General features: G+C 68.0%; 16 protein-coding genes. 9 read left to right on the forward strand and 7 right to left on the reverse strand.

The window, feature by feature from the left end; all coding sequences use genetic code 11:
* Positions 1-123: 123 nt before the first annotated feature.
* Positions 124-2130: a vWA domain-containing protein gene (locus tag KEG57_RS21265; protein WP_272421299.1), complete on the forward strand. Its 2007-nt coding sequence runs from the start codon at positions 124-126 to the stop codon at positions 2128-2130.
* 12 nt (positions 2131-2142) lie between these two features.
* Here the strand turns inward: KEG57_RS21265 and KEG57_RS21270 are convergent, their stop codons facing one another.
* Positions 2143-3486: an alkaline phosphatase family protein gene (locus KEG57_RS21270; RefSeq protein WP_272421298.1), complete on the reverse strand. Its 1344-nt coding sequence runs from the start codon at positions 3484-3486 to the stop codon at positions 2143-2145.
* A 234-nt stretch (positions 3487-3720) separates the two neighbouring features.
* On the opposite strand from KEG57_RS21270, the gene KEG57_RS21275 reads away from it, so the two are divergent.
* From KEG57_RS21275 to KEG57_RS21285, 3 genes are all read left to right on the forward strand, one after another.
* Positions 3721-5340 (forward strand): sigma 54-interacting transcriptional regulator, encoded by a 1620-nt coding sequence (locus KEG57_RS21275; RefSeq protein ID WP_272421297.1) that lies wholly within the window; start codon positions 3721-3723, stop codon positions 5338-5340.
* Positions 5341-5481: 141 nt separating this feature from the next.
* Complete coding sequence (locus KEG57_RS21280) at positions 5482-6204, forward strand: patatin-like phospholipase family protein (protein ID WP_272421296.1); 723 nt, start codon at positions 5482-5484, stop codon at positions 6202-6204.
* Complete coding sequence (locus KEG57_RS21285) at positions 6201-6695, forward strand: cupin domain-containing protein (protein WP_272421295.1); 495 nt, start codon at positions 6201-6203, stop codon at positions 6693-6695. The genes KEG57_RS21280 and KEG57_RS21285 overlap by 4 nt, the downstream gene beginning before the upstream one ends.
* Before the next feature lie 16 nt (positions 6696-6711).
* Here the strand turns inward: KEG57_RS21285 and KEG57_RS21290 are convergent, their stop codons facing one another.
* Complete coding sequence (locus KEG57_RS21290) at positions 6712-7299, reverse strand: PepSY-associated TM helix domain-containing protein (protein ID WP_272421294.1); 588 nt, start codon at positions 7297-7299, stop codon at positions 6712-6714.
* Positions 7292-8008 (reverse strand): molybdopterin-dependent oxidoreductase, encoded by a 717-nt coding sequence (locus tag KEG57_RS21295; RefSeq protein WP_272421293.1) that lies wholly within the window; start codon positions 8006-8008, stop codon positions 7292-7294. Before KEG57_RS21295 ends, KEG57_RS21290 begins: the two co-directional genes overlap by 8 nt.
* Before the next feature lie 354 nt (positions 8009-8362).
* Here KEG57_RS21295 and KEG57_RS21300 point away from each other — a divergent pair, with 354 nt between their 5' ends.
* A complete protein-coding gene (locus KEG57_RS21300) occupies positions 8363-8584 on the forward strand; it encodes a KGG domain-containing protein (protein WP_272423951.1) in 222 nt (73 codons plus the stop codon).
* A 56-nt stretch (positions 8585-8640) separates the two neighbouring features.
* The gene (locus tag KEG57_RS21305) at positions 8641-8970 is read left to right on the forward strand and encodes a KGG domain-containing protein (protein WP_211365420.1); all 330 of its coding nucleotides are present in this window, start codon (positions 8641-8643) and stop codon (positions 8968-8970) included.
* Between the two features lie 85 nt (positions 8971-9055).
* Here KEG57_RS21305 and KEG57_RS21310 read toward each other — a convergent pair whose 3' ends face one another.
* Positions 9056-10594 carry a cryptochrome/DNA photolyase family protein gene (locus KEG57_RS21310; protein WP_272423949.1) on the reverse strand — a complete coding sequence of 513 codons (1539 nt, stop codon included), beginning with the start codon at positions 10592-10594 and terminating at the stop codon, positions 9056-9058.
* A 229-nt stretch (positions 10595-10823) separates the two neighbouring features.
* Between KEG57_RS21310 and KEG57_RS21315 the strand changes: the two genes are divergently transcribed.
* The gene (locus KEG57_RS21315; protein WP_272423947.1) at positions 10824-12971 is read left to right on the forward strand and encodes a S9 family peptidase; all 2148 of its coding nucleotides are present in this window, start codon (positions 10824-10826) and stop codon (positions 12969-12971) included.
* A gap of 79 nt (positions 12972-13050) precedes the next feature.
* Here the strand turns inward: KEG57_RS21315 and KEG57_RS21320 are convergent, their stop codons facing one another.
* The gene (locus KEG57_RS21320; RefSeq protein ID WP_272423946.1) at positions 13051-14511 is read right to left on the reverse strand and encodes a cellulase family glycosylhydrolase; all 1461 of its coding nucleotides are present in this window, start codon (positions 14509-14511) and stop codon (positions 13051-13053) included.
* 84 nt (positions 14512-14595) lie between these two features.
* Between KEG57_RS21320 and KEG57_RS21325 the strand changes: the two genes are divergently transcribed.
* On the forward strand, positions 14596-15042 hold the full coding sequence (locus tag KEG57_RS21325) for a hypothetical protein (protein WP_272423944.1): 447 nt from the start codon (positions 14596-14598) through the stop codon (positions 15040-15042).
* Positions 15043-15068: 26 nt separating this feature from the next.
* On the opposite strand, the gene KEG57_RS21330 is transcribed toward KEG57_RS21325, so the two are convergent.
* Positions 15069-16556, reverse strand: coding sequence for a vWA domain-containing protein (locus tag KEG57_RS21330; protein WP_272423943.1), 1488 nt, complete (start codon positions 16554-16556; stop codon positions 15069-15071).
* 101 nt (positions 16557-16657) lie between these two features.
* Here KEG57_RS21330 and KEG57_RS21335 point away from each other — a divergent pair, with 101 nt between their 5' ends.
* Entirely contained in the window at positions 16658-17617 is a 960-nt protein-coding gene (locus KEG57_RS21335; RefSeq protein WP_272423942.1) for a hypothetical protein, read from the forward strand.
* A 3-nt stretch (positions 17618-17620) separates the two neighbouring features.
* Here the strand turns inward: KEG57_RS21335 and KEG57_RS21340 are convergent, their stop codons facing one another.
* A complete protein-coding gene (locus tag KEG57_RS21340) occupies positions 17621-18370 on the reverse strand; it encodes a Uma2 family endonuclease (protein WP_272458735.1) in 750 nt (249 codons plus the stop codon).
* Positions 18371-18413: the final 43 nt, after the last annotated feature.

Consider the following 18413-nt stretch of genomic DNA (forward strand, 5'->3'; position numbering starts at 1 on the left):
TTCGATACGCCGAGCGCCCTCGCCCGGCAAGCCGTACGTACGCCGGAGCAAGAACGATCCGCTCGATGAAGAATTCAACAAAGTCGGGAACGATGCGGCCCTGTCGATGTCGGGTCCATCGCCATGCGGACCTCCTTCATTTCGTACACGCGCGCGGCTTCCATCCTCGCCTCGATCCTCCTCTCCGCAAACGCCGCTTCGGCCGATGACGTGCGGGGGTTGCGATCGGACAAACTCGTGGAAAAGACGCACGTGGTCGATCTCCGCATCGGCCACGGTCACGCGGACCTGGTCGTGCGGCGCACGGTACACAATGGCGGTCCGCGCCACGATCAGGCGACGTTTTACATCGACATGCCGTCCGGCGCCGTGGCCGTCGGGCTACGCACGCTGGGGACCTTGGACGGCAAGCCGCACTGGTTCGACGGCGAATTGCTCGAGGCGGAGAAAGCGGCGGCGCGGTATCGGGAGCTGACGGGCGTCGGCGGGTATTACCCGAAGGATCCGGCTTTGCTGTCGTGGCGGAGCCAGAACCTGCTCGCGCTGCAGGTCTTCCCCTGCCCGCCCGGCGAGGACAAGACGATCGAATACACGCTGCGGTTGCCCACGCAATACCGCGACGGGCGGCATCACCTCGATCTCACGGCCGCCCTGGGCACCGAGGAGCTGCCCGCCGCAGCCACGGTATCGCCGATGATCGCGGGCGAGGCGCTCTTCGTCGGCGATACGCGGCAAAAAGCGCCGGCACAGATCAGCCTGAAGGAGGCGGTGGACCTGTCGGTCGCGCCCGCGAGCGAAAAACCCGTCGAAGGCGCGCTCGCGTCGGTGGGGTTCGGCAAGCAGAAGAACGTCGTCCATTTCCACGTCGCCGCGGCGCCCGCACTCTCGCGTGTGCCCCGCGGCGCGCACGTCGTGGTGCTGATCGACGCCTCCCGATCGCTCGATCAGGAGCAGGTCGAGGCGGAGGTCGCCATGACGCGGGCGTATCTCTCCCACTTCCCGGACGCCCGCGCGGCGGTATTCACGTTCGATCGCGCGGTGCACGCCTCGAAAAAAGGGTTCGTCTCGGTACGCGAAGCGCTCGCCGGGCTCGACGGATCGCAGATTGTCCTGCGAAACGGGAGCCACATCGACGAGGCGCTCTCCCGCGCGGACGCGCTGCTCGCGGCCTTGCCGGAGAACACGCCGAAGCGGATCCTGGCCTTGACGGACACGCGCACGCGGCAGGAGCTCACGCCGGAGCGTCTGCGGGGTCAGCTCTCGAAGAGCGGCGCGCTCCTGCACGTCGGCGTGGTGGACAGCGCGTTCTCGACCACGCTCACGCGCGACGACACGCACGCCTGGGCGGCGATGACACGGCCCACGGGCGGGCTCGTGTGGCAAGCTTCGATGGATACGGCCGACCAGAGCGACGAGCCCCGAAAGGTGTACGAAGAGCTCGCGCGTCCCAAGCGGATCGATCATTTCCAGGTGCACGCGCAGGGCATTGCCCAGGAGGCGCTCGTGGCTCCCGAGGCGCTGGCGGAGGGCGAGTCGTTCGAGGACCTGCGTTTGTCGGACAAGCAGGTTCCCTTCGTGGAGGTGACCGGCGAGCTCTGGGCGACGCCCGTGCGCCGGGTGCTCGTCGCGGACGAGGCCGAAAATCGAAGGTGGGCGGGGCTCGTGTTCGGCTCGAACCTGCTGCATTCGATCGAAGAGGCGGACATGATGTCGCTCGCGGTGATGGGGCGGGCCGTGTCGCCGGTGACGAGTTATCTCGCGATCGAGCCGGGCGTGCGTCCTTCGACGGAAGGCATCGAGGAGTTCTCGGCAAGCGGCTGGGGCTTCGGGTCCAGCAATTGCCGGCTCTACGGCAGTCACCGCGCGAAGCCGCCGCAGATCAGCATGTTCGACAAGCAGGCGTTCCTGAAGGACGAGCTTTCGCGTGGGCTCGCTGCGTGCGGCGGCGCAGGGAAAAAGGCGACCGTAGGGCTTGAATCGACGCTCGAGGAGATCGTCTCGGTGCGGGCGACGATCGACGGGGAAAAGGCGGGGGCGAAGCTCGTCACGTGCCTGGAAGAGGCGGCGTGGGGGATCGAGCTGCCGGGGGCGTTCGCCTCAGTTTGGCAGGGTTTTACGGTCGTGCTTTGAGCGGCACGTGGTTCATTGCAGCGCGGCGTTCCACATCGCCTGCCAGAGCTCGGGGTACGCGCTCGCGACGCGCGCCGGGGCGTGGTCGCAAAGCGCGCGCGCCGCGAGGTCGAATGCGAGCGCGCCTTCCGTGCGGGGCGTGAGCGAGCGCTTGCATTTGCGGCCCGGTCGCTCGGGCGGGCTCGGCGGGACGGGCAAGGACGCGCGCGCGGCGCCGCGGTTCAGGACCGCGGAGACGCTGCCGATCCCCTGCGCGGCACGGCGCGCGACGGCCTCGGAATAGGCGCCGTCCCCGAATTTCTCGGCGACGAGCTGCAGGATCGAGGTGTGGTCGAGCAGGCCGCCGTGGACCGTGCCGCGCTCGACGAGCGGCGAGACGACGATCGCAGGGACACGCACGCCCGCCGTCTTGAACGGTCCATCGTGGATCGGCGGCGGCGAGACGTGGTCGTAAAAACCTCCGTGCGAGGCATACGTGACGATGAAGAGCGTGCGGCCGAAGCGCTCGGCGTTCGACGTGAGCGCCTGGTAGACCTGGAGCAAGAATCGCTCGCCGGGCGCCATGGGCAGGGGCGGGCGGTTGTCGTTCGGCGGTCGGCCGAGGTGGAAGGGCGCGTCGAAATAAGAGGGTTCGATGTAAATGACCTGGGGGAACGTGGCGTCGGGCTCGTTCCGGACGTCGTCCGCGAGCCGGACCGCCGAGCGGAAGCGATCGCTCGTGACCTCACCGTGCATCCAGGGGCAAAGGGTGAAAAAGGACAAACCGTCGTGATACACACGATATCGGATGCCACGCTGCTTCATCCAGTCGAAGACCGTCTCGTGCAACGGCAAGAGCCGGGGCGTGGTGTCCGCGAGTAGAGAATAGCCGCACGTCGCCATGAGCCGGTTCGGCGCCATACCCGTAGGCAGCGGAGCGAACCAGCGGTCACAGACGGCATAACTCTTCGCCAGGAAGTTCGTGACGGGCGCGCCCGAGCACCGCAGAAAGCCCATCGGCAAGGTTCGCGACGCGCGGTGCGCCGAAAGCGCATGCGCCCGCACGAAGCCATCCATCGCGCGCTCGCCCGAGGAGGTTCTGCGGCCGAGGGAGAGATGGACGGAATGGCTATCCTCGGGCAGCTCCGCGGACATTGCGCCGTCGCGCATCTCTTGCGGATGGTGCACGCGTCCCTCGCAGGTGTTCTCGTAGCGCGTGTCGAGGAGCTTCCCGTCGACCGGCGTGCCCACGAGCCCGTCGAGCTGCCCCTCGTACGGTCCGCCGTCGAGGCTCAGATGGCCGAGGACGTGATCGAACGACCTGCTCTGCATCATCAGGACAACGATGGTGTCGATGTCCTCGAGTTTGTCGGGCACGGCCTACCTCCAACTGGTTACCCGTCGAAATGCGAAAATAGGGTTTGCACGCGGCGTGCCAGCGTGGAACGATGCACTCGTGAGCTTGAATAGGGGCTCGACACACCGCGGCGACACCCCGCGCATCACGGCCCACACCGGACGTATCTCCGACGTGTCGGCGGACGTGTCCGTCGACATGTCGAACGCGTCGTAGGCTTGTCGAACGCCCCCTTTTCGTGATATCAAGAGTACGTGTCCTCACAAGACGCGGAGCTCTCGACGCTCGATGGGCTCAACCCGCCGACACACGCAGACGGCCCCGAGGCGGGGTTCGGGAGTTCCCGCGTCCCCACGTTGACGATTGTCTGGCACCCGACGGTGGAGCGGGTCGGCGATCGGGCACTCTTGCCGCTGCCAGCAGGCGGCGCGGGCACGGAGCTGTCACGCCTCGATCCCGAGTTCTCGCGCCCGGGTTCGAGCCGGCGCGAGCCGCTCGGCGATGCGCACGTGAGCCGCAAAGCCATACGCCTGCTCCGGCTCGAAAACGAATGCATTCGTATCGATACGCAAGGCAGCCCCACGCGTATCGTCGCGAACGGAAGTTTGCTTCAAGGCTGCCGCGATTTCTCGACGGATGATTTGAAGGCCGGGATCGTACTGGAGCTCGCGAGCCGCATCGTGCTCCTCTTGCATCTCGACGAGCTGCGCCAGGAGTCGGAGGATAACCTCGGCCTCGTGGGCGCGAGCCTGGGAATCGAGCGCGTTCGCCGTGAGATCCGGCAGCTCACGAACCTCGACGTGCCCGTTTTGGTGCGCGGTGAAACCGGGACGGGTAAAGAGCTCGTCGCGCGTGCTCTCCATAACACGGGAGAGCGGCGGAGTCGGCCTTTCGTGGCCGTGAACATGGGCGCCATCCCACCCGCGCTCGCCGCCTCCGAGCTGTTCGGGTCCGACAAGGGCGCCTTCACAGGCGCGCGCGCCCACTCCGGTTACTTCGGCGCCGCGGAAGATGGGACGCTATTTCTCGATGAAGTGGGCGAGATGCCGCTCGACGTGCAGGCGTCCTTGCTCCGCGCCCTCGACGTGGGTGAGGTGCAGACGCTCGGGGCCTCGCGTATGCGAGAGACGCGGGCGCGTATCGTCGCCGCGACCGACGCGAATCTCGAAGTGAAGGTGCAAACGGGGGCCTTCCGCGCGCCGCTCTTGCATCGGCTCTCCAGCTACGAGCTCGTGATTCCGCCCCTGCGCCAGCGGCGGGACGATATCGGGCGTCTGTTCGTACATTTTCTCCGCACCGAGCTCGATCGCTTCGGAAAGGCGGACCGGATCCCATTGAACCAGGTGGGGCTCCCCGCGTCGTTCATGGCGGCGCTCGTCCGGCACGATTGGCCCGGAAACGTGAGACAGCTCCGGAATGTCGTGCGGCAGCTCGTCCTCGGAAGCCACAACACAGGCCCGCTGGATCCGGGTCCGGCGCTTGCGGTGCTGCTTTCGATGAACCCGCCGCCCGCGGGCGGAGGCTTCGGGAACGCCGGCGGAACCGAGACGGGGGCCTCGCCGACCAAGGAGCCCATGACGCCGCGACGCAGCCGCAAGCCGAGCGACGTGACCGTGGAGGAGCTGCACGAGGCGCTGCGCGCGTGCGACTTCGACATGAAGGCCACGGCCGAGCGGCTGAGGATTCCGCGGAGCTCGATCTACAACCTCGTCGATCAACACAAGGTGCGGCGCGCGAGCGACCTCGGACGGGACGAGATCCTGCGCTGCTCCCGGGAATGCGACGGGAACGTCGAGCTGATGGCGAGGCACCTCGGCGTCTCGAAGGTGGCGCTGCAGCGGCGCATGCGCGAGCTCAAAATCAGCATCGGCTGAACGCCCGATCGGCGCGCCCAGGGCGCATGTTTCGGCTAGGATGCGCCTCCGCCTGCCATGTCGTCCGCCTCGACCGCCCCCCACGCCTCCGTTCGTCCCACCCCCACGCTGCGGGAGTGGCTCCGCGAAGGTCCCTTTTCCATGGGCCTTTCGTCAGGGTTCTTCGGGTTTTTCGCGCACGCGGGGGTGATGACCGTGCTCGAAGACGAAGGGCTCTTGCCCACGCGGGTCTCGGGCTCGAGCGCGGGCGCGCTCGTGGGCGGGATCTGGGCGGCGGGCGCGAGCGCGGTGACGATCCGCGACGAGCTTTTGCGGCTCAAGCGTGAGGATTTTTGGGACGTGCGGCTCGGGCCGGGGCTGCTCGCGGGCAAACTCTTCCGCGCACGGCTCGAAGCGCTCTTGCCGGTGCGCTCGTTCGATCGGTGCCGCGTGCCGCTCGCGGTGAGCGTGTACGATGTGTTCGCCCGCGGGACGCGTGTGCTCGCGGAAGGGCCGCTCGCGCCGGCAATCCAGGCGTCGTGCACGGTGCCGGGGCTGTTTCATCCCGTCTGGCACGAGGGGCGGCCGCTGCTCGACGGCGGGATCCTCGACCGGCACGGGCTCGCCGGAATGCCCGCAGGTGAGCGGCTTTTTTATCACCACCTCGCGTCGCGCTCGCCGTGGCGAAAGGTGGACAGCCCATCGCTAAAGGTGCCGGAGCGCGCGGGGATGAGCGCGCTCGTCATCGAGTCGCTTCCGCGCGTGGGTCCGTTCCGTCTGCCCGAAGGCGCGCGCGCCTTCGACATCGCGGCGCGGGCGACGCGAGAGGCACTTTCCCGGCCCACGAAGGGCTCCGAAATCCGCGTGCAGGGAGGTTTGGCATGACCGACGAATCCACGAAAAAACCGTGTCTCATCCGGGCCCGCGACCGCGGACCCGAGGCCTCGATGTCGCATCCGTTCAACCCGAATTCGCTGATCCACGGGCACCTCCTGGGAATGGCGACCGGGCTCGAACGAATCGGGGTCAATTTGATCCGGGTGCCGCCGGGGAAAGAGTCGTTCATTTATCATCGCCATCACGGCGAGGAGGAGTTCCTCTACATCCTGAGCGGCCGGGGCATCGCCGAGATCGGGGACGAGGAATTCGAGGTGGGGCCGGGTGATTTCATGGGTTTTCCCGTGCCGTCGGTGGCCCATCACCTCAAAAACCCGTTCGAGGAAGACCTCGTGTACCTCTCGTGCGGCGAGAAGAAGCCGACCGAGATCGCCGAGTTCCCGCGGCTCGGCAAGACGATGATCCGCTCGGGCAACCAGGTCTCGCTCTTCGAGACGAGCGCGGCCGAGGCGTTTCCCGGGCTCGAAAAGGTGAAATGAAGGGGGGCGGGGCCGATCAGGGGCCGCCCGAGAGCACCACGTAGGCGATCGGCACCGCCGCGCCGACGAGCACGAAGATGCCGCCCCGGCCGATCAAACCCTTCCGGCCGGGCAGCATGAACATCCCCGAGAACGCGAGCAAAAGGAGCAGGACCGCGTAGCCGTCGGCCACGAAGGTCCACGCCTTCTTGCCGCGGTTCAGGTGCAGCCAGTTCGCGAGCCGCAGGAAAAACCGCGGCTGTTCGCCCTCGTCGAGCACCTTGCCGGTCTGCGTGTCCACATGGAGCGTGCGCCGGTCGAGCGTGATTTCGAGCTGGTTCGGCGCGGCGCGGTAGACGTCGCTCGGTTTGGCCGGGATGTGGAGCGTTTGAAGGACCCGCTCGGCGACGGCCTGGTCTTCGCCTTCGAGAGGGCCGCCGAGCTCGTGCGTGGATTGGTAGCTCTTGAAATTCGGGTCCCAGTCCGCGATGTGGTTCACCGCGAGGCCGGACGCGGCATACACGAGAGTGAGCCCGACCGCGAGGTTTCCCGCGTCCCGGTGGACCGTGCGCAAGAGGCCTCGCAGGGACAAACGCCGCCGGGGCTCGGGCGCGCCCTCAGCCATGTCGCTCCTCGGCCCACGGGTCGGCGTGGTTGTGGTAGCCGCGCGTCTCCCAGTAGCCGGGCCGGTCGGTCCGGACGAACCGGACGCCCGTCACCCATTTCGCGCTCTTCCAGAAATAAAGGTCGGGCACGAGCGCGCGCGCAGGCGGGCCATGCGGGCGCGTGAGCGGATTTCCCTCGTGCTTGTGCGCGATGAGCACGTTCGGCGCGGTCGCCTCGGCGAGCCGGACGTTGGCCGTGTATCCGTTCGCCGCCTCGAAGATCACGTGGCGCACGGTGTCGCGCACCTTCGCCATCTTCGCGAGCTCGGCGACCTTGACGCCGGTGAAACGCGCGCCGAGCACGCTCCAGCCCGTGACGCAGTGGACGTCGCACGTCTGCTCGGTTTGCGGCAGGGCGAGGAGGCCCGCGAAATCGAGCTCGAAGGGATTGTCGACGTCGCCATGGACGCGCAGCTTGAAGGCTGAGGGGCTCGGGTCGCCCGGCTCGCCGCCCATGGGCTTGAGCGCGTCGAGGATGCGCTGGCCGGGCGGCAGGCGCGGGCGGCCGTCGGGGCGGAGCTGCTTGCCGCGCGGATCGCTGTCGGCGGCGAGGACGTAGGTGCCGCCGCCGAGCGCGAGGAAGGTGGTGCCGGCCGCGGCGGCGCGCAGGAAGGCGCGGCGGCGGATGACGTTTTCGAGCTCGGGGAACTCATCCTTGGGCTTGGACACGGGAGCCTCCTCGATCGAGCGCACTCATCCTAGAGCATCGACCGGTTCGATGCTCGGAAGATCGCGAAGCGAGCTTCCCTCGGGGGGTGAATCGTCCGGGCTTTGCCCGGACGAGAGGGGGACGCGAGGCGTCCCCCTCGGGACAAAAGAGCTAGAACATCGAGCGGTTGCAAACCGATCGATGTTCTAGCGTCCTACGCGCGAGCGTCGAGACGGTTTCAGCGGCGGCTTCGATCTCGATCCGTCGCACGGCGATGGCGGGCCCGGAGCGCGGGAGGAGCCCTCCTCCCGGGGTCCCCCCATTGACGTCCCGGTCTGCCGGAGAATGTTCGGCGGGAGCTGGGAGGGAACTACATGGCAGAGCAGCGCAAAGACGAACCAGGCAAAGGTCAGATGACCGTCGAAGAGGCCGGCCGGAAGGGCGGGCACATCGGCGGCGAACACACGCGGGACAAGTACGGACCCGAGTTCTACTCCGAAATAGGCCACAAGGGCGGCCAGCGCGTCCGCGAGCTCATCGAGGAAGGCAAACAGAGCGAGGGCGAGGGCGGCGGCGGCCAAGGCCAGAAACGCTGAGCCAGTAGCGACGAGCGCGGGCTCGCCGCGCGTTGCCAAAAGAAGAGGAGACGACCATGGCGGAGAAAAAAGAGCAATCCGGTAAGGGTCAGATGACCGTCGAGGAGGCCGGACGGCTGGGCGGTGAGGCCCGCAAGGAAGAGCTCGGCTCCGAAGGTTACGCCGAGATCGGGCGCAAGGGCGGCGAGACCGTGCGCGAGAAGTACGGCCCCGAGTTCTACTCCGAGATCGGACACAAGGGCGGGCAGAAGGGCGGCGAGACCGTTCGCGACAAGTACGGCCCCGAGTTCTACTCCGAGATCGGACACAAGGGCGGTCAGCGCGTGAAGGAGCTGATCGAGGAAGGCAAGCAGTCCGAGGGCGAGGGCGGAGGCGAGAAGAAGTAAATCTTCGTGCGTCGCGGTGCGGCGCATCGAAACATGAATGCCCGAGGGCCGGGGCGGATAAAGGAACTTCCCCCCGGTCCTCTTTTCATTTTGTGTAGCGTTTGTCTCGACGAGCGGCATCGCTCGGGCTGCCGAACTCGACGAGGTAACGCTCGAGGTCGATCTTCTTCAGCGTGTTCGCCGAGCTCATGTAGCGGACCGTGCCGTAAACAGGCCTTTCGGGGGCCCAGGGGCGGTCGTAGCGGCCGAACGTCCAGAGGATGCCCGAGTACGAGTTCGGGTCGCGGCCGTCGAGCGCGTATTTGTCGTTGAGATGGATCAGGACGGAAAGGGCCTCGCGCGGGGAGCGAGACCATTCGAGGACACGTTTGCCCCAGAGCATGCGGAGGTAGTTGTGGATGCGGCCGTCGCGGAGGAGCTCGCGTTGCGCCGCGTTCCAGAGGGGATCGGCCGTGCGTGCGCCCTCGAGCTCGGCGAGGGTGTAGAGGGCCGGGCGAGGATCGGATTCGTGATCGGCGAGGGTTTTCAGGGCCCAGTCCGGGAGGGAATCGAAGCTTTGCGCGTCGTCGGGCCGAAGGGCGCAGAGGTTCAGGCCGATCTCGCGCCAGGTGACGAGCTCGTCGAGGAAGGACTCGACGGGCGCGCTCATGCCCCAGAAGCCCTCGCGCTTGCCGCCCGCGGGTTTGGTTTTCTTTTCGGACCAGTGTTCGAGGCGCTCGAGCTCGGCGAAGATTTCGTGCGTGGAGATGTGACCGAAATGCAGATAAGGCGAGAGGCCGCTCGTGGCGCGGGCGTCGGGGTCGTTTCGCTCGGTCTCGTAGCGGATGAGGTTCGATTGCAGGAAACGCGCGAGCGCGGCGCGGGCGGCCTCGGGGCCACCCGGAATGCGGGTGACGATGGGGACCGTGTGGTCGATCGGGAGCGCGGCGAGCGCCGCGGGTGAGGCGGCGAGGAGATCGGGCGAGGCGGCGGGCCAGCGCGAGAGGAGATCCGGCGCGAGGAGGTTTTTCGGAGGAACCGGCAAACCCGCGGCGAGGGGATCGGCGAGTGGCCTTCGGCGGAGGTGCGGGAGGAGGTTTTTCTGGAGATACCCGCGGAACGAGAACGCCGTGGTGAAGACGCGTTCGGGCGCGTGGATCGGGAGGAGGCCATTGGAGTCGACCTGCTCGAAGCGGACGGGAACTTGTTTCGCGGCCGCGGCGATCATGCGCGGGAGGAAAAATGTGGGGTCATCGTCGGTGACGACGACACACGCGCGGCCGGCGAGCGCAGCGACGAGGCCCTTGCCCGCCCCGGGGCGCGGTTCGACGTAGGCGTGATGCGTGACGCGGGCCTCCGCGAGGCGGCGGGCATTGTCGGCCATGCCGCGGAGGACGAAGGCGTGAAGGCGATCACTCGCGTAGAGATAACCGGCGCGGAGAGCTTCGAGGACGACGAGGGGCCGGCCGAGGGCGCGCGCCCATTCGGCGGCACGTTCGAGGCCGAAGTTGAAATGGGTGCGCCGCGACGCCGTCATCCAGTAGAGGACGAAGGCCCCGTCCGGCCGGAGTTCCCGGTCGTTCGCCAGGCGCACGCGGTCCGAGGGGACGCGGCTGTCGGGGAGGAGCGTGTCAGGGTTCGTCATGGCCATGTCCGGACGCGGTTCCCCTAAGCCAGGGACACCCACCCGCAAGGGGCGAGGTTCGGAAGAGGGTCGCAAAAGCGCCGGACGGTGAAATATACAACATGTGCGGACTACACTTTTTTCGCACGACGCTCGGGACGCCCGGCCGACTCTTGGAGTATGAAGGCGTCCGTCACACGCACCGGTGGGGAGCGTCCACCTCCGGGTACGCATGAGGGAGGTTTGCCCGATGGCACTCGCGAAGAAGATCGGCCTGTCATTCGTCCTGTCGCTGCTCGTCGGCGTCGCAGCTTGCGCCGAGACGACGGAATTTCCGCCGCCCGTGACGCCGCCGCCCCCGCCGCCCGCGCGCACGGCCGACGCGACGCCGCCGCCCGCCGCCGCCGCCGTGAAGGGCCCGGCCGCGCCGCGGGTCGATTCGTCGCTCATCGCGCGCGACGTGCTCTTCGGCAACCCCGACCGCTCGAGCCCGATGCTCAGCCACGACGGCAAGCAGATCTCGTTCCTCGCGCCCATGGACGGGGTGATGAACGTGTGGGTCGGCCCCGCGGAGGATCCGTCGAAGGCCAAGCCCGTGACGTCCGAGAAGGTGCGCGCGATCCGCCAATACTTCTGGGCCTACACGAACGACCACGCGCTCTACGTGCAGGACAAGGGCGGCGACGAGAACTGGCACCTCTACGCGGTCGATCTGAAGAAGGGCGAGACGAAGGATCTCACGCCGATCGACGGGATCGCGGCGCGGCTCGAGGGTACGTCGCAGAAGATCCCCGGCGAGGTGCTGGTCGGGATCAACGACCGCGACAAGAAGGTGCACGACCTCTACCGGATCGACATCAAGACCGGCGAGAGGAAGCTCGTCTTCAAGAACGAGGGCAACTACGCGGGCTTCGTGACGGACGACGATTTCAAGGTCCGTCTCGCGATGCGAAAGGGTCCCGACGGCGGCGACGTGTTCATCGACCCGACGGCGAAGCCGAAGGAGAAGGGCAAGGAGCCCGAGCCGTACATGACGGTGCCCTTCGAGGACGCCGAGACGACGAACCCCGTGGGCTTCGACGCGGCCGGCAAGACGCTCTACATGCTCGACAGCCGCGGCCGGAACACGGCGGCGCTCTTCGAGCTCGATTTCGCGACGAAGAAGGCGAAGCTGCTCGTCGAGGACGCGAAGGCCGACGTGCAGCGCTTCATCGGTCACCCGAAGACCGGCAAGGTGCAGGCGGCGGCGGCGGTGTTCGACAAGCCGACGTGGCAGACGATCGACAAGTCGATCCAGCCGGACCTGGAGCTGCTCTCGAAGCTGGGCGAGGGTGACGTGATTATCCGGAGCCGGTCTCTCGACGACAAGCGCTGGCTCGTGGCGCTCGTGCCCTCGGACGGGCCGGTGAAGTATTACCGGTACGATCGCGACAAGAAGAAGACGGAATTCCTGTTCACGAATCTGAAGGCGCTCGAAGGCAAGCCGCTCGCGAAGATGCACCCGGTGGTGATCAAGTCGCGCGATGGGCTCGATCTGGTCAGCTATTTGACGCTGCCGAAGGCGTCGGATCCGGAGGTCGATGGTCGTCCGGACAAGCCGCTTCCGATGGTGCTCCTGGTGCACGGCGGGCCGTGGGCGCGCGATAGCTGGGGGCTGAACTCGACGCACCAGTGGCTGGCGAACCGCGGGTATGCGGTGCTTTCGGTGAACTACCGCGGCTCGACCGGGTTCGGGAAGAAGTTCCTGAACGCGGGGAACAACGAGTGGGCCGGCAAGATGCACGACGACCTGATCGACGCGGTGAAATGGGCCGTGGACACGAAGGTCGCGGACGGCGCGAAGGTGGCGATCATGGGCGGGAGCTACGGCGGGTACGCGACGCTCGTGGGGCTGACGTTCACGCCGGATCAGTTCGCGTGCGGCGTCGATATCGTGGGGCCGTCGAACCTGAAGACGCTGCTCGCGACGATTCCGCCGTACTGGGCGCCGATGGTGGCGACGTTCCACAAGCGAATGGGTGATCCCGGGACGCCCGAGGGGTCGAAGCTTTTGGAGGATCGGAGCCCGCTGTCGCACGTGGACAAGATCAAGAAGCCGCTGCTCATCGGGCAGGGCGCGAACGATCCGCGCGTGAAGCAGGCCGAGAGTGATCAGATCGTGAAGGCGATGCAGGCGAAGAACATCCCGGTGACGTACGTGCTGTACCCGGACGAGGGGCACGGGTTCGCGCGGCCGGAGAACCGGATGAGCTTCAATGCCGTGGCGGAGACGTTCCTGGCGCAATGCCTGGGCGGGCCGGTCGAGCCGGTGGGCGATGACTTCAAGGGGTCGAGCCTGCAGGTGCCGGCAGGTGTGGAGCAGGTGTATGGGATCAGTGAGGCGTTGCCGAAGAAGTAGAACGGCCTCAGTCTCTCCCACCTGAAAGACCCTCACCCCCAAGCCCCCTCTCCCGCCCGCGGGAGAGGGGGTTTTGTTTTCAGCGAGGGACGACCGAGATTTCGACGCGCTCCTGGCCCGCGGTGGGGCGGACGAGCAAGAGGCCCGGGTGCGTGGCGTCGACGCAGCCGTTCGAGAGCTCGACGCGATATCCAGTCGGGTAATTTCGCTCCGGGACGACGATCTCGGTGACGCCGTTTTCGGCGGGCGCATCGTAGGTGAGGGCGAATCTGCGGGCGGCGGCGTCGTAACGGAATGCGGGAGCTTCGCCGGCGACGGCGCGTGCGTAGGGGCGGGCGACGGCGGAGGTGATCGCCGTCGCTTCCTGGCCCTCGTAATCGATGAGGGAGAGGTCCTCGAAGTTCCAGGTCTCCTTCGAATCGCTGTACTCCCAGTAGGTGAAATGGAGAGCATTGTCGTCCATGGCGTCGTAGACGGCCGTGACGTACTCGCCGGCGGTCTCGAGGTCCCGCGGGACGCCCGATTCGCCGATGAGGACGGGTATGTTCCATTCGCGGCCCTTGTCCGCCCACCTCGAGAGGTACGTGGACGCATTCGAAGGAGCCGGGGTGCCGCCGAAAAGAGCGAGGGAGTCGTACCAGTGGGGCGCGAAGACGAGGCCCTCGCCCTCGGGTTTGTCGAGGTACGTGAACGCGCCGATCCCGTCGGTGCCGGTGGCGTCGAAGAAGACGAGCGCCGTGGGATCCTTCGCGTGGATGAGGGCCGCCATTTCGGTGTAGAAGGGCGTGAGGACGGTTTGCTCCCACGTCTTCAGGTCGGCCGTTCCCTGGTGCGGTTCGTTGATGGGCTCGTAGCCGAGGACGCCGGGGCGATTGGCGTGGCGGGCCGCGATGCGCTCCCAGAGGGCGCGGAACGCGGTGCGAGCGCCGTGTTCGTCGGACCAGAATTTGTCGAAGGCGGCGCGGACGTCCTCGTCCTGGGAGTAGCGGACGAACCAGTTGTGGCAATCGTGGTGCGGCTCGGGCGTCGGGAATGGGAGGGTCCAGGCAGGAAAACCGTCGCCGCAATAGACGTCGGAATAGATGTCCTGGTGGAAGTCGACGATCGTCCAGATGCGGCGCTTCCAGGCTCCGTCGAGGAGGGCGTCGTATCGAGCGAGGAAGGTTTCGTCGTCCATGCCCTGCGAAGGCTCGACGGCGGCCCAGACGAACGGGACGCGGAGCGCGGAGACACCCCAGGAAGCGGCACGATCGAGGTATCGATCGAGCGCGTCCTGGAAGTCAGCCTCGGACGCGAAATCGAAGGGGACGAAGGGCGCGAACTTGCTGCGGCCACCGGCGTTGACGCCGCGGAGGAAGACGATGCGGCCGAGGGCGTCGCGAAGCGTGGTGCCAGAGGCCACGAGGCGGTGATCCGGAGGCGCAGGGAGCGCGATTTCGCAGCGCGGTGCGTCCGGGAGGGCGGCCGGTTCATCGGTGGGGCCACACGCGAGGAGAGGGAGGGAAGTGGTGAGGGCGAGGAGAAGGCGAAGACGTTGCACGCGGCGGATGGTAACGGCACCGCGTGGGCGCTGTCACGGCGCGTGATGGGCAGAGATAGGGTGGCTCTGCTAAGCTCGCGGGGTATGCGTCTCCTCGGTTCGATCGCGGCGGTCCTGCTTCTCTCGGCCTGCAATGGCGGCGCGCAGCCACCCGGTTCTCCAGAGGCGACGGGCAGCGCGCCGACGGAGACGGCGCCAGGCGGTTCGACGACGGCCGTCCCGCCGATCGCTCCGACCCCGACGACGACCGTGGTGGTGCCGGTCCCGGACAACACCACGGGAAGCACCCCGATGCCGACGGTCAGCGCGACGAGCACGCCGGACGCGGCCGCGCCGACGAACGGGTCGTGCGGGGGAAGGACGTGCGGAGCCGGCGAGACGTGCGCGTCGTATTACGGGATCGCCGGGCCGCGCGGGCCGATGTTCCACGAGTGCGTCATCCGCTGCCGGCGCGGCGCGCCGAACGACGGGTGCCCGTCGGGCAGGAGGTGTTACACGGTCGCGGATGGTCCAGGCGACGTTTGTCGCTGAATACCATTACGTCGAGGTGAATGCGGTCAATCCTCGATCGCGCCGAGGAGCGTGCGGAGTACCTCGGCCTGCGTGCTGAGCGCGGGGTCGTGGTTCGTGCGGGAGAGCGCGGCGAGCGAGTCGGCCTGGAGCGTGACGACGGGGCGGAGGCCGCCGAGGTCGTCGAAGCGGCTGCCCTGGAAGATGCGGCCGAGGCGCCGGACCATGGCAAGCGCGGAGGCATACGCGATGACGTCGCCGTGCCGAGCGCTGGCGATGCGCTCGACGTTGTCGTCGTACCGGGCGTCGATGGTGCGCGTGGCCGTGTGCCAGGTGCCGGTGGCGGCGTCGCGATACCGCGCCGAGACGGTGATCTCGCAGGGTTCGCCCGGTACCCACACGGGCATGGCGATGCGGGCAATCTCGGTGCGCGCTTCGCCCGCGTAGAGGTCGCCGAGGAGGAGGCGGTCGTGGTCCAGCGAAAGCGCGGCGAGGCCGCCCGAGACCTCGAGCACGCGGACGGGCGCAGGGACGGAGTGCACCGTGAGCTCGACGTCTTCGAGGACGACGTCCCCAGGCGGAGGGACGATCCGAGCGACGGCGTCCTCGCGATCGGCGAAGGATCCGCCAGCGAAGACATCGTCGCCGAGGGGCGCGAGGTGCGCGACGTCGAGGCGATCGGGCGTGCCGACAGCGGAGATCTGCACGCTGTCGCGGCGCAGGGAGGCGACCTCGTTCGCGAGCCGGAGGCCGGCCTGCGCGATGCCGATGCCGTCACTGAGGACGAGGACCTGTCCCGCGGAAGGGAGCGCCCCGCCGTCGGCGACCTTCACCCCGACGAACCCTCGCGCGAGGGCGAGGGCGCCCGCGAGGTCGCGCGTGCTCGCGACGGCAGCGCCGCCGCGCGGTCGTTCGAGGACACGCGTGATCGCGCCGTCGAGCAAGGTGCGATGCGAGCCCGGCAAGGCAGGGACGACGACACGCGGGCCCGAGGCGTCGATGATGGCGACGCGGTCGCGATCGCCGAGGTCGTCGAGGGCGATGCGAGCGAGGGGCGCGGTGTTCGGGTTGCGACCGTCGAGCACGATGGCAAGGCGGCGCGGCTCGCGGACGGAGGGTTTGGCGGCGGGGAACGCGTCGGCCGGGGCGATGGCGTCGATGCGGAGGAGGACCTCGCCGCCCCAGCTCGGGATGAGGGCGTCGCTCGATCGAACGACGACGGCGAGGCCACGGCCCGAGAGCGCGACGGGGCTCGAGGTCTTGCGCCAGATGCCGTCCTTGGGGACGAGGAAGCCGGTGGGCGGGGTCCAAGGGTCGTTCGGGCTGCGGCGAACGACGGGCTTGGGGATGTCCGTGACGTCCATGAACTCGACGCCGTTCGCGGTGATGACAGAGGCGCCGCTGCGGCCGCCGGAAGGCGCGAAGACGACCTTGCCGTCGCGGGTGAGCGCCGGCGGCGCGCAAGCCGACAAACCCACCGTGGAGGCCACCACGAAGGCACCCAGGAACCGGCCCGCTCGCCCGCCCGTGCTCATCAGGGTTCCCGTAGGATACGCCAATCGCGTCGGAAAGGGGCGATCGAGCGCGTCGTGACCGCGATGACGCGGGCGTCCGTTCATGGCACAAGCTCGACGCGATGGAGAAGGCGACGGCGGGCTTCCGCATCGGCGCGGATGAAAACGGCCTGGGACCTCGGCTCGGGCCGATGCTGGTGACGGCGGTGATGGCGCGCGTGACCGAGGAGGGCGCGGCGCTCGTGGGGCGAAAGCCACGCGGAGGCCTGGCCGAGCGGCTCGGGGACTCGAAGGCGATGGTGGCCTACGGGGACGTGGGTCTCGCGGAGGCGTGGGCACGCGCGCTGGTGGAGCGAGGCGGAGGGCGCGCAGCGGCGGCACGGACGCCAGACGAGCTCGCGCACGCGATCGCGAGCGAGGATCGAGCGGAGCTGCGCGCGGCGTGTCCGCCCCACGTGGAGGCGCAGTGCTGGGGCGCGGAGGGGGAGGCGTTCACGGCGCCCGCGGAGCTGGTTCGGACGATCCACGGGGATCTCGATCGGCTGGAGAAGAAGGGCGTGACGATCGTGGCGGTGCGGAGCGAGGTGCTCTGCGCGAAGCGGCTGAACGAGGGGCTCGCGGCGGGGAAGAATCGGTTTCAGATGGATCTGCACGCGATGGAGCGGCTGATCCTGTCGATGCGGAAGGACGCAGGGCAGGACGTGCAAGCGGTCTGCGGGAAGGTGGGCGGGTTCGGGAAGTACGGCAGCGCGTTCGGGCCGCTCGGCGGGCGGATGCACATGGTGCTGGAGGAGACGCGGGCGCGGAGCGCGTACATGTTCCCGGGGGTCGGCGAGATCGCGTTCGTGCGGGATGGGGACGCGACGGATCTTTTGGTCGCGCTTTCGTCGATGGTGGGCAAGTGGATGCGCGAGATCCTGATGGGGAGGATCGTGCGGCACTACCAGGCGATCGTGCCGGATCTGCGCGGGGCGAGTGGGTACCACGATCCGGTGACGGCGGCGTTCGTGGAGGCGACGCGCGTCACGCGGAAGAAGCAGCGCGTGCCGGAGGAGTGCTTCGAGCGGAAGGGGGCGGAGTGAGGATCAGGAAAGGGCCGCGCTCGCGTCGGGCGCGGTGACGGCGGCGCGGTGCCAGCGGCGGAGGACGGCGGGGTCGCTGCACTGATCGATCTGCGCTTCGTGGTCGGGGCTGAGCCGGAGGCCACGCGCGGAGAAGACTTCCCGCACGGAGGCGCGGAGCGTGTGGAGCTCGCCTTCTTCGCGCGCCTTTCGCTGGAGGAGGTTCTTGAGCGTCACGCGGTGGGCGACATTGCGGTCGTAGAGCGCCTCGACCGGGATCGGATTCGCCAGGATGTTTGACGCGGAGAGCATCTCGCCCGGCAGCAAGGTGCGTGCGCGCGCGCCGGGTTCGTAGACCTCCACCCTGCGTGGACTGAATAGCCGTACGACCCAGATGATCTTCGTGCCGGCTTCGAGCAGCTCGGCGACCTTCATCTGAAGCTCGTCTTCGTCGTGACCCGTGTCCACGTACTCGACAGCGAGCAGAGGCGCGCTCTTCAACCAGCCGGGCGCGTCCGGAATGTCGCCGACTGCGATGTCGAGGGCGCGCATCGTACCCGGGTCGGGCGAGAAGCCGGTGTCCACGCTCGCAGATCGGACAGCAGGGTCGCTGTTGAGCACGGCCGCACCAACGAGTTTGGCCCGTCCACCCCGACCGCCGGCAGGGAGGCGCTCGATGATGTGTCCGCGCGAGAGCTCGTAGGGATCTCCCGCGCGGACCTGCTCGGCCTTGAACGGCCCGCTCTCCGTAACCTGAGGGGCCATGCGCTTCATGGCTATGATCGTACCACGAGCGCGACGTGCGTTCGGTCAGGAA

This window comes from Polyangium jinanense (assembly GCF_028435365.1).

What these genes read in the sequence shown, in the direction of transcription:
- KEG57_RS21265 (WP_272421299.1), top strand. Translation starts at nt 124, where the DNA reads ATGCGGACCTCCTTCATTTCGTACACGCGCGCGGCTTCCATCCTCGCC.
- KEG57_RS21280 (WP_272421296.1), top strand. Translation starts at nt 5,482, where the DNA reads ATGGGCCTTTCGTCAGGGTTCTTCGGGTTTTTCGCGCACGCGGGGGTG.
- KEG57_RS21285 (WP_272421295.1), top strand. Translation starts at nt 6,201, where the DNA reads ATGACCGACGAATCCACGAAAAAACCGTGTCTCATCCGGGCCCGCGAC.
- KEG57_RS21290 (WP_272421294.1), bottom strand. Translation starts at nt 7,299, where the DNA reads ATGGCTGAGGGCGCGCCCGAGCCCCGGCGGCGTTTGTCCCTGCGAGGC.
- KEG57_RS21300 (WP_272423951.1), top strand. Translation starts at nt 8,363, where the DNA reads ATGGCAGAGCAGCGCAAAGACGAACCAGGCAAAGGTCAGATGACCGTC.
- KEG57_RS21305 (WP_211365420.1), top strand. Translation starts at nt 8,641, where the DNA reads ATGGCGGAGAAAAAAGAGCAATCCGGTAAGGGTCAGATGACCGTCGAG.
- KEG57_RS21310 (WP_272423949.1), bottom strand. Translation starts at nt 10,594, where the DNA reads ATGACGAACCCTGACACGCTCCTCCCCGACAGCCGCGTCCCCTCGGAC.
- KEG57_RS21315 (WP_272423947.1), top strand. Translation starts at nt 10,824, where the DNA reads ATGGCACTCGCGAAGAAGATCGGCCTGTCATTCGTCCTGTCGCTGCTC.
- KEG57_RS21325 (WP_272423944.1), top strand. Translation starts at nt 14,596, where the DNA reads ATGCGTCTCCTCGGTTCGATCGCGGCGGTCCTGCTTCTCTCGGCCTGC.
- KEG57_RS21330 (WP_272423943.1), bottom strand. Translation starts at nt 16,556, where the DNA reads ATGAGCACGGGCGGGCGAGCGGGCCGGTTCCTGGGTGCCTTCGTGGTG.
- KEG57_RS21335 (WP_272423942.1), top strand. Translation starts at nt 16,658, where the DNA reads ATGGAGAAGGCGACGGCGGGCTTCCGCATCGGCGCGGATGAAAACGGC.
- KEG57_RS21340 (WP_272458735.1), bottom strand. Translation starts at nt 18,370, where the DNA reads ATGAAGCGCATGGCCCCTCAGGTTACGGAGAGCGGGCCGTTCAAGGCC.